This is a genomic window from Providencia sp. PROV032, assembly GCF_028484875.1.
Classification (GTDB): Bacteria; Pseudomonadota; Gammaproteobacteria; order Enterobacterales; family Enterobacteriaceae; genus Providencia; species Providencia rettgeri_E.
Genome location: NZ_JAMPSX010000010.1, coordinates 77,288 through 91,662 on the forward strand (window position 1 = coordinate 77,288; position 14,375 = coordinate 91,662).

Below are 14,375 nucleotides of genomic sequence, written 5' to 3' on the forward strand. Positions count from 1 at the left end.
TCAAATGTTATTTTAATTGCATAAATTCTTTAACTGAAGAAACCGTTACCATACCTTCCAGTGCCAGAAGACTTTGCTCGTGGAGTTCTGGCGTTGGGGCTGCACATAAATCTTCAAGTACGGTGACATAATATCCTAAATCGTGGGCTTGTCGTGCAGTACTTTGAATGGCCTTTACGGTACTGACTCCACCAATAAATAACTCGGTGATCCCATTATCAGTAAGCCATTTATTGAAATGATTTCCTGCAAACGCAGAAACCCCTTTTTTAATCATTACAGGATCACGAAAAGCTACCTCAAGGTCATGAGCCCAATTGCAGCCATTACCGCTCAATTTCAAGGCACCAAGGCTTTTGGCTTGCTGGAACATCGGAGAACCGGCAGGAACATCGTGGTAATTGTCTGAAAACCCAACCTTTACCCAAATAACAGGGATATGATGCTTTCTTGCATATTGCGCTGCTTGATTGGCTTTCTCAACGATTTTACGTGAGCAAGTCTGTTGATAACTTGAATTAGATAAGCCATTTTTACCAATTATCTCTTCAATGAGATCAATAATTACTAATGCCTTGGACATTATTGCCTCTTCTAGGTGTAGGTATATTAACGTATGAAAGGCATATTCTAGCTAGAAAAAATAGCGAATGCTGTTAACTCAATAACATAATTCGATTTAGGGTAAGTCAATAATAAAACCGATACCTCGATTGTCTAATCCATCAGTAACTCTTATTACAGCACCGATTTTGCAGGCTAAATTTTGAGCGATAGATAAACCTAAACCGCTTCCGGTTTCCATTGTTCCTGGTACGCGATAAAAACGAGAAAATATAAGTTGGCGACTTTCTTCTGGGATTCCTCGGCCATTATCTTGAACAGAAATAGTCCCACCAAACGGGGTAAGGTCTTTTAAAACGACTTTTATTTTCCCTTTCTCTGGGCAGTATTTAATCGCATTTTCAAACAAATTAGTAAAAATATTACTCAATGCGAGTTTATCGGTGAGGATATAAAAAGAATTTGGGCTTTGTAGTTCAACATCAATATTTTTATTAATGGCGTAAGGTATGTGTGAGGATATTAAATGGCTAATTAATACGGGTAGGTCAATTTGCTCTTTATTTAATAAAAAGTCTTCAGTTTCTAAGCGGGCTAGGTCTATTAATTGATGTGATAAAGAGGCTGCGCGATTTAAAGTTTCTTGCATATCATTAATGATTTCTGCCCTTTCTTTTGGGTTATCAATTTGCATCAACAAGTGTAATTGAGCAATAACAGCCGCTATGGGAGTTCTTAATTCATGTGCAGCATCTGCCATAAAGCGCTTTTCACGTTGATTTGCAGCATCAACACGTGACATAAGGTTATTTATAGCATCAATAATAGGGCGAATTTCTTTATATTGTTCTTTCGTTTCTATCGGAGTTAAATTACCTGGCTGACGGCTAGAAATTAGTTTTGCAGATTGCCTTAAAGGCCGCAGACTAAAATAAGCGGTAATTAATATTGCTAACAACATAATACCCAAAATAAAAGCGAGTGGAATGGCTGTACCTTCAGCTGGGTTACCTAATAAAGATTTACGGTCACTATAAGACTCGGCAATAACAACTTCGAAAGTTTCTTGATCATTCCATGCAGAAGTAAAATGCCAATCTTTATGTAATGCGGCGAGTTCAGAGACAGATTTAAGCGATGGCACATGTAATTTGTCACTGTTTCGGTAATAGACATTCCCTTGTTTATCTCTAACAACCATAAAAGGCCGATAGTTAATATCATCGCCACTTTCCATCGCTGCAGAATAAAGTTCTTGTAGGTTATTTGCTATTTTATTGAAATATTCCGGTTTATCAGCAACTATATCAAGTGTCTTAGCAAACCCTTGAGTGACGATATTCTGTTGCGCATTTAACTCATCATGAATTGAGGGCCAATAAAAAAATTGTAGCCAGCCAACTAATAGCAGCCAAAGGAAAATAACTGAGCTGATTTGCAGCCCAAACGTATAAATAAAAAATGATTTAACTTTCACTTAGTGGCACTTCTTTTTTTAATAAATAACCAATACCGCGGATAGTAATTATACGGTCTTTACCTATTTTCCGGCGTAGATTATGAATGTGAACCTCTAAAGAGTTACTTTCCACATCATCTAACCCGAATAGGCGCTGCTCTAAATCCGTTTTTCTGACAACATTATCTGCATTTTTTATGAGTTCGTAGAGTAATAGATATTCTTTCCCGGAGAGCAGCAACAATTGCTCATTAAGGGTGACTTGGTGATTAAGAGGATTTAATTGTAGGTTACCTAATTGCCATATTTCAGATGAAAAACCAGCCATACGGCGACTAACCGCTTTTACTCGAGAAATAAGCTCAGGCATAGCAAATGGTTTTGTTAAAAAGTCATCAGCGCCTGAATCTAAACTAGAAACTAAGTTATCCATTTGATTTCTTGCTGTAAGAATGATGATTGGGATCGTTTCTCCCGTATTACGCCAAGTAATGAGTTCATCAAGACCATCGCCATCAGGCAATCCCAAATCTAGGAGCATTAAATCAAAATTGCGAGATGCGAGTTGTAATTTTGCATCAGCAAGTAGCCTGACCCAACAAGGACTAAAACCTGCAAGTTCCAGCCCACGACATAGCGCTTTTCCCAATTGAAGATCATCTTCGACTAATAGGATATTCATGTTATCACCTCTACTAGCAAGTATAAGCAGGCAATGAGCGTCAGACAATACGAACAATTCAAGTTTGAGATGGATTTAAGCATACCTTAAGGTTGGTTTAACTATTTTTTAAGGTACAAAGAAATAGACTGTTTATTATTATCCATCACTCAAACAATAAGAGCATTGATAATGAAACAAGCATTCTATGAGGTGCCATTATTTATAGCAGCAATCGCGCTGGCCTTAACTTTTATTGGAAAAGATATCAATAATAGGCCGGCTGTGAGTTTATCAGCAATAATGTTAAATGAAATTCCTACCTGTGTAGATGCTAATAACTGTATTTCTCAGGTTAGAACAACGGATAAAAAAAATAAAAAGTTGAATCTAGTGAAAGAAATTAAAGCCTTTCTTAGGCATAAAATTGGCTAATTAATAGGGCGTAAAATTTAGATATGAGAAATTTAAAGCGAGTAGTTTTTTACTTGCAAATTTTGGAGACAGAAAAAGGAATGTTACACAATAAGGAAACATTCCTTTAAGTCTTTGGTTAATCCACCGTTGTTTCTTCTGGGACCCAACCATCATCCATCCATATCTCTTCCAGTATTTCTTCAATACGCGTTTTATCCTCCGCTATTTTTGTACCTGAGATATTCACGCGTTGTTGTGAACTAAACCCAACCCGCGTTACCATGTCCGGGTATTGGTTTTGAAGTTTGCGTAAAATCTCAGTTTCAAGTGCTTGTAAAACAACTGAACTCGGTTTTTGTGGAGCATTCTTATCAAATAAAACTTCGATACGTAACATGATAGCCTCTAATAAGGACTGTGTTTATATACAGTATTTTTAGAACTATTAGGTAAAAAAGTCAATATAGAGGCAAAAATATTTTTATCAGTGAATTAAGTGGAAAAATAATATTTAGACAAAACAGTAGGTTAATATTATTAGTGCTCGATAAGTAATTGTCAGAAAGTTTAAAATAGGTATTCTAAAAAATATATTTTATGAAAGTGAGTAACGATTAAATGTTATATGGTTTAAGAGTTTCAAGTGAAGATAGCCAAACGGTAGCAATGATTAACCAGTTGTATGACACAGCTTTTCCATTATATGAACAAAGAAGCTACCAAGGAAGAGAAGCAATATTAAATCATAGTGATTATTATTTGTTCAGTTTCAAAGAAAATGACATTTTTATTGGTTTTATTGGGTGTTGGAAAATCGAAGATTATTATTACATCGAACATCTTGCTATTTCTCCTGTACTAAGAGGGCAAGGTTATGGGCAAAAGGTATTAAAACAGTTTTGTCATGATGTAGGTAAAGTGATCCTAGAAATTGACCCTATTATTGATGATGTGAGCCAAAAGCGTTGGTCTTTTTATCGACATTGCGGTTTTCAGCAAAACGAATATGCACACGCACATCCAAGTTATTACCCTGGAAATAAGCCACATAAGCTTAGGGTATTAAGTTATCCAGAAGCGATAGCAGAAGAAGTCTATCAGCAATTTAATCACGCCTTACAAACGCTTGTGATGAATAAAGCGCTATTATAGTTCCTTATGTAGATGGTTTTAATCAAGTTTATAGCAATAGATAAGTACCGGGTCATTATTATCTAAATTTTTAATGTAGCCACTAGGAATAAAGCCAGCTTTAATTAAGAAGTGTTGAGTGGCTGTATTCGACTGATTTGTAGAAGTGAAAGTTTTTGGGGTACCCCATTTTACCCACCTAAAATTTAGATACAAAAAAACCAACCTTAAGTGGTTGGTTTCTCTATAAAAAGTTGGTCGGCATGATAGGATTTGAACCTACGACCCCCGACACCCCATGACGGTGCGCTACCAAGCTGCGCTACATGCCGAACTTTGATTTATACTACCCAATTTGTTTCTAAAAGCAATAGACGCATGATGCGACTGGTTGATATTTAAGCATTTAATTTTCATTAAAACGCTTTAATTCAGTAAAGATCTTCAATAACTCAGCCAAATCAGGTTTTTCATTTTTCTCGATAGCCCCTTGTTTATCATAGATATTAAACTGACCATTTTGATCCATATAAAGGGTGGCATTGTCAGTGGTAATCACAACATCGTCGTTATCACCGGTGATCACCCATGGGTAGGTACGTTTAACACTAAATAAATCTTCACCTTGGCTGTAATCATCAGGTGGGTTACTGACGTGTAACAGCCGTTGCATTAGCGTGGTCATTACATCTTGATGACTAGTCAGTTTATCTATTTGTTGTGCAGGAGTATTCGGCCAGTAAATAAATAGAGGCACTTGCATCTTATCTCGATTAAAGTGTTTGCCATCTAACCATTCGTTCTCTGATTTACCTTGATTATTGTAATTGGCAGTGACAATAACAATGGTATTTTCTAACCGGTTCTCACGTTGTAATGTCGCCATCACACGCTTGATCTGCTCGTTGGTTTTTGCACTGCCTGGCGTACCTGTAATGTTAAGGAACGAGAACCAAGGCGACCCATTTTTCAGGTTATCTAACCAATTATTCCATTGAGAAACAGTCAAACTATCGTTATCGGCAGTTTTGGCAGGCAAAGAGTAATCGGCTAAAATAGCTTGCCTGAATAATGGAGAGTTAAAGCCATCTGTTGAGAATAAACCGAACTGATACCCTTGATGCTGAAGAGCTTCAATCAGACTTGATGGATGGCGGCCATTAAGAATATTATCAAAGTAAGTCGATGAGATACCATAGAATAGGCCAAACAAGGCGGTATCGTTACGTAAACCAGTTGTATAATGGTTGGTAAACTGTGTGCTGATTGATTTAAACTCATTCAGAGCATCCATCGAGTCTTGTTGAGACTTATTACCGAGGTCATCAATCACTAATAATAATAAATTATAACCTGAACCCTGGTCATAATAGCTTAATGGTTTTAATGGGTAATTTAATTTAAGGGCAGTCGGACTACCTTGCTGGAAGACACGATTTTGATGTTCTGTTAAATCCAATAAGCCGTATCTATCAAGAAGTTTCCGCGCAGTCATTGGTTGTGATAATGGGTAATTATAACGCTGCATCGTGATAGGGCGGTAAAAGTTCGCATCGGCCCACGCATACATCAGGTGTGACATGATAAAAGTCACAATAAAAATACCCGCAAGCGGTTTACCAAAGGTTTGCCGGCTTAAGCTGCGCAGTTTTTGCCAACTCCAAGTTGCAAATAACATTTCAACAAGAAAGATAATGGGGATACTGATAAACATCAGCTGCCATTCACGAGCCATCTCGCCTTTTGTAGGGTTAATGACTAAATCCCATACCTGTGGGGTTAGATGCAAGCCAAACTGGCTAAAAACACGGATATCAAAAATTAAAAGAGTTATCCCTGCAGTCGCGAGGGCAACAGAAAGTAGCCTCAGCAACCGCTGAGACATGACAATAAAGGTCAGTGGGAAAATAATGAGTAAGTAGGCAGCAAAGACCACGAAGCTAAAATGACCTAACCAACTGACGAAAGCATAAACTCGGCCAGTTAGGGTGTCTGGCCAATCAAAAATAAACAGATAGCTACTACTTAACACAAGGCTAAGCAGTATATTGAATAGTGCAAACCAGTGCCCCCAACCAATCATGTTAGAGACTTTGTCACGGTAGCGCAGGTGGGTGACCATACTGTTTATTTCATTAATCAATTAGTGTGATTTATCTTCTTTAACAGAAGAAAGTAATGCATTTGCGAATGATTCTGCAATCATTTTACGTTGTGCAGGTGCAACTGACGTATTCAGCAGATTCGTGACCATATTACCTAACACCATAAGGGAAAGGTCAACAGGGGTGTGGTTTTTTTCTAACACACTAACAAGGTCAGAAAGTAAACCTTCAACTTTTTCATCACTATAGCGAGATGATTGTGGCATAAATTAAGAGATCCTAAATTAATGAAAGCTACATATCATAGCGTATCACAGTTGGTTTTTCTTCTTTCTTCGCAACAAATTTTTGTTTAAGTGATAATAATGCTAATTAAGATTCGTAAAGTGTGCATAAGTTCAGCAGTGTGGGTTAAAATTTGTGCAAATGATAGTTTCTATTGCAGAGGAATAATATCAATGTTTGAATACGCGCAACATTATTTCTGCTATTTCGAAGGAGCCAACAATGAGTCTGGAAATTAACCAGATAGCGTTACACCAGTTAATTAAAAGAGATGAACAAACCCTCGAGGTGATGTTGCGGGATTCTTTATTGACAGCAGATGGTGTCGTACAAGACATGATGGCAGAGCTACATCGCGTCTATAGTGCTAAAAGTAAAGCATTTGGTGAGTTTAACGAAGAAAGTGAACTTGCTGATGCGTTAAAGTTATTGCGTAAGGGCGAAGAAGAATTCTTAGGTTTCAGCCGTGCGATGACCGTTCGCTTGAAAGATGAACTAGCCAAATACCCTTTTGCTGAAGGGGGCGTCGTTCTTTTTTGTCAATACCGCTACCTCGCAGTCGAATACCTATTAATTGCAGTGCTCAATAGTTGTGACAGCATGTTTGTCACGGAATCATTAGATTTAGGCACGACACACTATTTAGATATTCCTCATGCGGATATTGTCGCTCGTATTGATTTAACCGAATGGGAAACCAATCCTGAGTCAAAACGGTATTTAACGTTCTTAAAAGGTAGAGTAGGACGAAAAGTCTCTGACTTCTTTATGGATTTTTTAGCTGCGTCCGAAGGGCTAAATGCAAAAGTTCAAAATAAAGGCTTAGTTCAAGCACTGGATGATTTTTGTGACAATGCTCAGATGGATAAAAACACGCGTCAAGCTTATCGCCAGCAAGTTCACAGTTATTGCACGGAGCAATTACAGTCAGGTGAAGAAATTGAGTTGGAAGCATTGGCGAAAGAGTTACCAATGGTGGAAGAGCAAAGTTTTGACGATTTCGCTCGTCAAAATGATTACCAACTTGAGGAAAGTTTCCCTGCTGATAGAGGAACATTAAAGCAATTAACGAAGTTTTCAGGAAGTGGTGGAGGGATCACGATTAGCTTTGATGCGATGCTTATGGGGGAGCGTATCTTTTGGGATCCTGTCACTGATACGTTAACCATTCGTGGTACACCACCTAATCTGCGAGACCAATTACAACGCCGTGGCACGAAATAGATTATGGTGTTGAATAGCTAGAAATAAATAACGCCGCAATTGCGGCGTTATTTACTCGGCGTCCCGAAAATTCTAAAGCTCGGCTGTGGGCTTTAATTAAGCGCGCAGGAAGTCAATGTGCGTCACTTTTGGCTTAAATGGGTGACGTTGAACAGCCTGAACTTTTACTTTTGTTTCTTTACCATCGATAACCAGATTCAGAACTTCGTAAAATTCTGCTTTGCTTTCTTGGTTGATGATTTCATCGTGGTTAAGAGTTACAGAGATAGCTTCTTGGTTGCCACCGTAAACGATAGCTGGAAGCTGGTTATCTCTGCGCAGGCGGCGGCTCGCACCCTTACCCTGCTCTTTACGTTCAATTGCATTGATAGTTAACATTACTATTTCTCTATAAAAAGAAAATATAAATTCCTGCTACAGGCGACCCAGCAGCAGGTTCGAGATTTGGCCTAGGAATACTTCATTCAGAGAACAAGATATCGGAAGGCGGGCGGCATTTTAACGAAAAATCCGTCATCCAGCAATCATTATGATCATCTTCGCTCTACGATAAGGGATCTGCAACGCGAAAACGCCCTTGATAATCGAAGATTTTCTCGCGAATTTCCCAAAAACGTTCTTTTTTGCGAGCGACAATAAATTGGGGATAACGTAACAAAGACTGCTGCAATAATATATCATTTGCATTATTCCACTTAAATGGGACCCCTGGGGCACGTTGATGTTCTCGTAAAAAACGGTATTCGAAAACGCGTTTTTGTGCGGGCGTCGCTAGGCGAAAACGTTCTGAAACAGAGGTTCCATCTTCATCATAATAATTGATTTTAATCCATTCGCCTTTGGCATCATTCCCTGTGATAAATTGCATTCCCCCGCAACGAATGATTAATGCATCTTTAAGTTTTAATGCGGCTTTTAATATATCGTCAGGGTCGGTTAGCACTTCTTGGCATTTTTGGCAGCGGCGAGCGGCTATATCGTTTTCAGCGCCACAGTGTGGACATTGCTTGAAGCGAAAGCGGAATTCACATTGCTGTTTTTGCCCATTTTCGTCTTCTTCCCAGCCTTGGCAGCGCCGACCAAAGTGTTCAATAATTTGGCCATCAGAGGTACATTTCCCCCAAAAAACATTCGCAAATTGGCACAATGGGCAAAAAATTTGTACCGGCACACTGGTTGAATTCGGTTTACTTGAGCCCACTTCAGGCCGAAATAGGTCGTGTGGATTTCCTGCATAATCTAAGATTAAACAGCGTGTTTTGCCCTCAGAAAGGCGTAATCCTCGGCCAACAATTTGCTGGTATAAACTCACTGACTCTGTTGGTCGCAAAATAGCAATCACATCAACATGGGGTGCATCAAACCCAGTTGTTAACACTGAAACGTTAACTAAATAATGTAGTGCTTTGTTTTTAAACTGCGTAATAATTGATTGCCTATCAGCCGCTGGGGTTTCAGCTGTCACTAATGCGGCGCGCCCCTGAGGTAAATAGCCCAAAATTTCTTTTGCATGTTCGACCGTTGCAGCAAAGATCATGCAGCCTTGCAACGGAGCTGCGTATTCAATAACTTGCTCAATAATTTTAGGCGTAATGCGTTGTTGCTTTTTTAACGATAAATTAAGTTCTTGTTCGTTAAAAATACCTGATGATGCGAGTGAAACCTGGCTGAAATCATATTGTAAAACAGGCATGTCAAGCCGTTCAGGCGGGACTAAAAACTTGTTTTTAATCATATAATGTAGCGGTAACTCATAGATGCACTCACGGAAAAAACAATTTTCATCACCGCGTACCATGCCATGGTAATGATATTGGTAAATCCAGCCACTGTTGAGGCGGTAGGGGGTGGCTGTTAAGCCTAAAATACGCAATGAAGGGTTATTTACCTGTAAAGCTTGAATAATTTGTTGATATTGGCTTTTATCATTCAAACTTATGCGATGGCACTCATCAATAATCACTAGGGAAAAATGTGCATTAAATGCTTTTAGATTGCGAGCAACGGATTGCACACTGCCGAAAACGACTTTGCTTTGAGACTCTTTGCGATTCAGTCCCGCGGCAAAAATATCAGCTTGCAGGCCATATGCGAGGTACTTAGCATGGTTCTGTTCAACTAACTCTTTCACATGAGCTAATACCAGCACTCGTCCTCGAGCGAGTCGGGCCAATTCGGCAATCACTAAGCTTTTACCTGCGCCAGTAGGCAAGACAATCACAGCCGGGTGAGCCTGCTTACGGAAATAACTCACTGTCGCATCGACAGCTTCTTGTTGATAAGGGCGTAAAATAAAAGGCATATTATTCAGTATTATGTAATTAAATCAGGTGAATGACGTTAAATTTAATTTAAAACGATGAGTCTGTCTAAAGATGTCAGCTGCTTAGGTGAAGCTATCACTTCACAGGGGTTATTGTTATAATGAATAATGTGATAACAATCACAACACCCTTTCACTCTATATTATTCTGACAGTTGAGCGTTATTGTACGCTTCACTGACATTCCATCAAGTTAAGAGAATCTATGCGACTGGATAAATTTTTGTCCCAGCAATTAGGGATAAGCCGAAGTTTGGTAGCGCGAGAACTGCGTGCAGGGCTTGTAACCGTTGACGATGAAATCGTTAAATCAGGTGCTTTTCAAGTTACGATTGACCATGAAGTCGCTTATGATGGTAATGTCCTCGTGCAAGTTACAGGGCCGCGTTATTTTATGTTACATAAACCACAAGGCTATATTTGCTCCACAGATGACCCAACACATCCCACGATCCTGTTTTTTATCGATGAGCCTCTCGCACAAAAACTGCATTCAGCAGGGCGTTTAGATATCGATACAACAGGTTTGGTGCTATTGACTGATGATGGCCAATGGTCACATCGCATTACTTCACCGAAGCATCATTGTGAAAAAACATACCGAGTTCAATTAAGTGACGATATTGCCAATGATGTTGCCGAACAGTTTGCTCTGGGGGTCATGCTTAACGGGGAAAAACACCCAACTAAACCAGCGAAACTGGAAATTATTAGCCCTAGAGATGTCCGATTGACGATTAGTGAAGGGCGTTATCATCAAGTAAAACGCATGTTTGCTGCGGTAGGGAACCATGTTTGTGGGCTGCATCGTGAACGCGTTGGCGAAATTTGGCTAGATGAGACACTTGAACCAGGAGAATACCGCCCACTGACGGAAGAAGAGATCAATAGTATTAATGTACCACGTAAAAAAACAGCAGGAGTTTAAAGAGTGCAACAGCAGCGTTCATCCTATTTGGGGCTGATATTAATTCTAGGTTTATTATCGATGCTAATGCCATTGGCTATCGATATGTACCTACCAAGCTTTCCGACGATGATGCATTATTTTAATGTAGATGAAGGGCGCATTCAGATGACGCTCAATAGCTACATTTTTGGTTTTGCTATAGGGCAATTATTCTATGGTCCGATGGCAGATAGCATCGGGCGTAAACCTGTTATTTTAGGTGGGGTCGTCGTTTTTGCCATCGCATCAGCGGCCTGTGCTATCACGGAATCGATTGATTCACTGATTTGGTTACGTTTCTTACATGGTTTTGCTGCTGCCGCTGCAAGTGTTGTGATTAACGCACTTATGCGGGATATGTTTACTCGTGATGAATTTTCAAGAAGTATGTCCTTCGTTGTATTAGTGATGACAGTAGCGCCGTTGTTAGCCCCTATTTTAGGGGGGGAGCTAATGCGCTGGTTCTCATGGCATGCAATTTTTTGGAGCATCGCCATTGCCGCGGTTATCGCTGTCGTTTTAGTGAGCTGTTTTGTGCGAGAAACATTACCCGTAGCTAAAAGGCAGAAGTTTCATATTGGTACAACATTAAGGCAGTTTGCTACTTTATTTAGGGCAAGACAGGTACTGTTCTACATATTAGCGAGTTCATTTTCCTTTGCAGGGATGTTTTCATTCTTAAATGCAGGCGCTTTTGTATATATTGATTTGAACGGGGTGTCTCCACAGAATTTTGGCTACTATTTTGGTATCAATATCATATTCCTATTTATTATGACGACAATAAATAGCCGCTATGTTAGGCATTTTGGTGCCGAAAAAATGCTTTATTTTGGTATTATTATTCAATTTGTAATGGGGGTGTGGTTGCTAGTGACAACAGCCTTTGCGCTAGATTTTTGGACTCTGGTAATCGGCGTTGCCATTTATGTTAGTGGTATAGCGATGATCACGTCGAATGCAATGGCCGTGATCTTAGATAATTATCCACATATTGCAGGAACGGTTTCTTCATTGGCAGGAACAATAAGGTTTTCGATAGGGGCACTTGTTGGAACATTATTATCGCTAATACCCGCCCAGAGCGCATGGCCAATGGTGGGTTCTATGGTCGCTTGTGTCGCTTTTTCAATGTTATTTGTATTATTGGCAAAAAAAACAAAGTAAGTCGTATGTTTTCAAGTTTCAAGGATGAAGCTGAAAACACATAATTCTCCTCTTTATATCTCTAATCAAATGAAGCTTTTTCTAGTTACTTTTCCATATCATTCATTTTATCTATAAGGGATAAAGGATTATCACTCGACAAAACCGAATAGTAACACAGGGTAGTTAAAATATTTGCTGAAAAATGATCTAAATCAACTATCATTATGGTTAGATTTGTTAAATTTATGTTTTATGATTTAATGTACATTGCAACATTATTGATTAATAAAAATTTTGTTTAATTTCAAAAATTAACTATTTTTTACTATTTTCATTTCAGAAATGTAAAAAAAAGTTAAGTGTTTTGAGCAGGATGTTGAGCGCAAAGATCAAAAATAGTTTAAATTTTAATGTATTTACTATTAAAATGAATATGCAATGATTTGTGTCACAAAAATTTAACGACATTTTGTTTTTTTAATGTTATATTTATGGTTCATTATTTAACATTAATGTCACTTTTTAGATAACTAAAAGTTCGGTTTGAACGATGAATGATTGGCTTAAGCCCGTGTTAGGTCAAGTAAGAAAGTAAATATCAATACTTGGCAAAATACTAAAATGTTTCAATAGGATATGTTTGTGGAAAAATTAGGTCTTTCGGTGGTGCACAGGCTACCGCAAAGCTACCGCTGGTTATCAGGCAAAAAAGGTACCGATGTTGAAGTTGTGCCTATGAATGATGTCGATAGCGATAAGCTTGTGGGGCTGAAACTGCTTAGCCATGACTGTGCGACAGACTGTATTGCAATGCAGCAATTGTCTGAATCATTATCAGACATGCAGATTGCTAATGCGATCTTAGAGTGGCAGAAAGAAATTTGCCTATTCATTCATGCTAATGATGAGTTAGCCGCTATGTGCCGTTTAAAAGCTTCAGGTGTTGCTATAGCAGAACTTTCTTCTGGTTTTTATAGTGCTTAGCTTTGAGTATGTTTTAATCTTTGTTTAGTAATGATGGCTCGACTGTTTATTACTGTTTTTGCTTACTGATTTTATTTGGCTCTATATTTAAAATTGTTTTTTTGGATGAGTATCATCATGAGGTGGAATTTGGTGACTGAGTTATTTTTGATTTAAAATCGGATGACTACCACTAAATTTAGTCAGTAAAGATTTCCAATAAAAAAGCTTCCATCAAATGGAAGCTTTTTTATTGGAAAGGGGATATAGGGTACTACAAAAATTTATGAACCGTTGATAATGCGTCTACTTGCGTAATATCTTTTGCTCCAGTAAGAGTTAGTCATTTCAGAAACGATAACACCACTACTGGTTGATGCATGAACAAATTTTTCATCACCAATATAGATACCAACATGCTTCATCGTGCGGCCTGTTTTAAATAAAACAATATCACCGACTTTTAGGTTATTGCGTTTTACGCTTTTCCCGGAGGATTCTTGCTCAGATGTTGTGCGTGGAAGCTCTACACCAAATTGTTCAAAGAATGTGCGCTGAACGAAACTTGAGCAATCGACACCTTTCTTTGTTGTGCCACCAAGGCGATAAGCTACACCTTTCCAGTTTGCGTATTGGTCCATTATTTTAGACTTAGTATCAACACTTTGTACTAACTCTTCGAATTCATCTTGAGATGCCATCGTCAACGAATCGCCAGCAGAACCGTTTAGCATACGGGTATCTGATTTAGCGGTATATTGTGTATTCTTAGCTGACTTTGGGGTGGTACATGCTGTGAGCGTCACGGCAATGGCAATTGCCGGAACAATGCGCCAAGCATAGCGCTTAAGTTTTTCAGACGTTAACATTCTTATATATATCCCTTACCATTTTTCTAGTACTTATTGTGTAAAAAGACACAAAAAAACTAAACCTATCCCTGTGAAAAACGCATTACAAATCAGAAAAGTGTGTTTTTCGCAGAAAGTGTTTATTGCAGCACTACCAAACTTCGAATGTATTAATCATATTTAATGACTTATTGAGTATAGGATATATATCAATATTTACTAAATTTACTAAAACATTCTTTACCTAGAAGATTCGGTATCGCATTAGTACCAAATCAAACCTTTAAGAGCATA

General features: G+C 38.6%; 15 protein-coding genes and 1 tRNA gene. 6 read left to right on the forward strand and 10 right to left on the reverse strand.

Annotated features, from left to right (window positions below):
- Positions 1 to 7 precede the first annotated feature (7 nt).
- The 3 genes from PSF42_RS09155 to PSF42_RS09165 all read right to left on the reverse strand — a co-directional run bounded on the left by PSF42_RS09155 (position 8) and on the right by PSF42_RS09165 (position 2,705).
- The gene (locus tag PSF42_RS09155) at positions 8 to 583 is read right to left on the reverse strand and encodes a cysteine hydrolase family protein (protein ID WP_213912557.1); all 576 of its coding nucleotides are present in this window, start codon (positions 581 to 583) and stop codon (positions 8 to 10) included.
- A gap of 96 nt (positions 584 to 679) precedes the next feature.
- Entirely contained in the window at positions 680 to 2,041 is a 1,362-nt protein-coding gene (locus PSF42_RS09160) for a sensor histidine kinase (RefSeq protein WP_272679881.1), read from the reverse strand.
- Entirely contained in the window at positions 2,031 to 2,705 is a 675-nt protein-coding gene (locus PSF42_RS09165; protein ID WP_272679882.1) for a response regulator, read from the reverse strand. Before PSF42_RS09165 ends, PSF42_RS09160 begins: the two co-directional genes overlap by 11 nt.
- 171 nt (positions 2,706 to 2,876) lie before the next feature.
- Between PSF42_RS09165 and PSF42_RS09170 the strand changes: the two genes are divergently transcribed.
- Positions 2,877 to 3,119 (forward strand): hypothetical protein, encoded by a 243-nt coding sequence (locus tag PSF42_RS09170; protein ID WP_125891244.1) that lies wholly within the window; start codon positions 2,877 to 2,879, stop codon positions 3,117 to 3,119.
- 118 nt (positions 3,120 to 3,237) lie between these two features.
- Here PSF42_RS09170 and PSF42_RS09175 read toward each other — a convergent pair whose 3' ends face one another.
- Positions 3,238 to 3,498 carry a DinI-like family protein gene (locus PSF42_RS09175; RefSeq protein ID WP_213912559.1) on the reverse strand — a complete coding sequence of 87 codons (261 nt, stop codon included), beginning with the start codon at positions 3,496 to 3,498 and terminating at the stop codon, positions 3,238 to 3,240.
- Between the two features lie 221 nt (positions 3,499 to 3,719).
- On the opposite strand from PSF42_RS09175, the gene PSF42_RS09180 reads away from it, so the two are divergent.
- Entirely contained in the window at positions 3,720 to 4,253 is a 534-nt protein-coding gene (locus tag PSF42_RS09180; RefSeq protein ID WP_213912560.1) for a GNAT family N-acetyltransferase, read from the forward strand.
- A 234-nt stretch (positions 4,254 to 4,487) separates the two neighbouring features.
- On the opposite strand, the gene PSF42_RS09185 is transcribed toward PSF42_RS09180, so the two are convergent.
- From PSF42_RS09185 to PSF42_RS09195, 3 genes are all read right to left on the reverse strand, one after another.
- A tRNA-Pro gene (locus PSF42_RS09185) sits at positions 4,488 to 4,564 on the reverse strand.
- Between the two features lie 74 nt (positions 4,565 to 4,638).
- A complete protein-coding gene (yejM, locus tag PSF42_RS09190; protein ID WP_125891241.1) occupies positions 4,639 to 6,354 on the reverse strand; it encodes an LPS biosynthesis-modulating metalloenzyme YejM in 1,716 nt (571 codons plus the stop codon).
- Between the two features lie 21 nt (positions 6,355 to 6,375).
- A complete protein-coding gene (locus PSF42_RS09195) occupies positions 6,376 to 6,603 on the reverse strand; it encodes a YejL family protein (RefSeq protein WP_047755730.1) in 228 nt (75 codons plus the stop codon).
- Positions 6,604 to 6,844: 241 nt separating this feature from the next.
- Between PSF42_RS09195 and yejK the strand changes: the two genes are divergently transcribed.
- Positions 6,845 to 7,846, forward strand: coding sequence for a nucleoid-associated protein YejK (gene yejK / locus PSF42_RS09200; RefSeq protein WP_125891240.1), 1,002 nt, complete (start codon positions 6,845 to 6,847; stop codon positions 7,844 to 7,846).
- Between the two features lie 96 nt (positions 7,847 to 7,942).
- Here the strand turns inward: yejK and rplY are convergent, their stop codons facing one another.
- Positions 7,943 to 8,224: a 50S ribosomal protein L25 gene (gene rplY, locus PSF42_RS09205; RefSeq protein ID WP_004260060.1), complete on the reverse strand. Its 282-nt coding sequence runs from the start codon at positions 8,222 to 8,224 to the stop codon at positions 7,943 to 7,945.
- A gap of 166 nt (positions 8,225 to 8,390) precedes the next feature.
- Positions 8,391 to 10,148: a DEAD/DEAH box helicase gene (locus tag PSF42_RS09210; RefSeq protein ID WP_272679883.1), complete on the reverse strand. Its 1,758-nt coding sequence runs from the start codon at positions 10,146 to 10,148 to the stop codon at positions 8,391 to 8,393.
- Positions 10,149 to 10,374: 226 nt separating this feature from the next.
- On the opposite strand from PSF42_RS09210, the gene rsuA reads away from it, so the two are divergent.
- The 3 genes from rsuA to PSF42_RS09225 all read left to right on the forward strand — a co-directional run bounded on the left by rsuA (position 10,375) and on the right by PSF42_RS09225 (position 13,251).
- Entirely contained in the window at positions 10,375 to 11,097 is a 723-nt protein-coding gene (gene rsuA, locus PSF42_RS09215) for a 16S rRNA pseudouridine(516) synthase RsuA (protein ID WP_125891238.1), read from the forward strand.
- A 3-nt stretch (positions 11,098 to 11,100) separates the two neighbouring features.
- Positions 11,101 to 12,285, forward strand: a complete 1,185-nt coding sequence (locus PSF42_RS09220) for a Bcr/CflA family multidrug efflux MFS transporter (RefSeq protein WP_213912569.1) — start codon at positions 11,101 to 11,103, stop codon at positions 12,283 to 12,285.
- 624 nt (positions 12,286 to 12,909) lie between these two features.
- Positions 12,910 to 13,251: a hypothetical protein gene (locus PSF42_RS09225; RefSeq protein ID WP_102137693.1), complete on the forward strand. Its 342-nt coding sequence runs from the start codon at positions 12,910 to 12,912 to the stop codon at positions 13,249 to 13,251.
- Positions 13,252 to 13,514: 263 nt separating this feature from the next.
- Here the strand turns inward: PSF42_RS09225 and mepS are convergent, their stop codons facing one another.
- Complete coding sequence (gene mepS / locus PSF42_RS09230; RefSeq protein WP_272679884.1) at positions 13,515 to 14,099, reverse strand: bifunctional murein DD-endopeptidase/murein LD-carboxypeptidase; 585 nt, start codon at positions 14,097 to 14,099, stop codon at positions 13,515 to 13,517.
- Positions 14,100 to 14,375: the final 276 nt, after the last annotated feature.

Coding starts and splice junctions, on each gene's coding strand:
- PSF42_RS09155 (WP_213912557.1), bottom strand. CDS start 583: ATGTCCAAGGCATTAGTAATTATTGATCTCATTGAAGAGATAATTGGT.
- PSF42_RS09165 (WP_272679882.1), bottom strand. CDS start 2,705: ATGAATATCCTATTAGTCGAAGATGATCTTCAATTGGGAAAAGCGCTA.
- PSF42_RS09170 (WP_125891244.1), top strand. CDS start 2,877: ATGAAACAAGCATTCTATGAGGTGCCATTATTTATAGCAGCAATCGCG.
- PSF42_RS09175 (WP_213912559.1), bottom strand. CDS start 3,498: ATGTTACGTATCGAAGTTTTATTTGATAAGAATGCTCCACAAAAACCG.
- PSF42_RS09180 (WP_213912560.1), top strand. CDS start 3,720: ATGTTATATGGTTTAAGAGTTTCAAGTGAAGATAGCCAAACGGTAGCA.
- yejM (WP_125891241.1), bottom strand. CDS start 6,354: ATGGTCACCCACCTGCGCTACCGTGACAAAGTCTCTAACATGATTGGT.
- PSF42_RS09195 (WP_047755730.1), bottom strand. CDS start 6,603: ATGCCACAATCATCTCGCTATAGTGATGAAAAAGTTGAAGGTTTACTT.
- yejK (WP_125891240.1), top strand. CDS start 6,845: ATGAGTCTGGAAATTAACCAGATAGCGTTACACCAGTTAATTAAAAGA.
- rplY (WP_004260060.1), bottom strand. CDS start 8,224: ATGTTAACTATCAATGCAATTGAACGTAAAGAGCAGGGTAAGGGTGCG.
- PSF42_RS09210 (WP_272679883.1), bottom strand. CDS start 10,148: ATGCCTTTTATTTTACGCCCTTATCAACAAGAAGCTGTCGATGCGACA.
- rsuA (WP_125891238.1), top strand. CDS start 10,375: ATGCGACTGGATAAATTTTTGTCCCAGCAATTAGGGATAAGCCGAAGT.
- mepS (WP_272679884.1), bottom strand. CDS start 14,099: ATGTTAACGTCTGAAAAACTTAAGCGCTATGCTTGGCGCATTGTTCCG.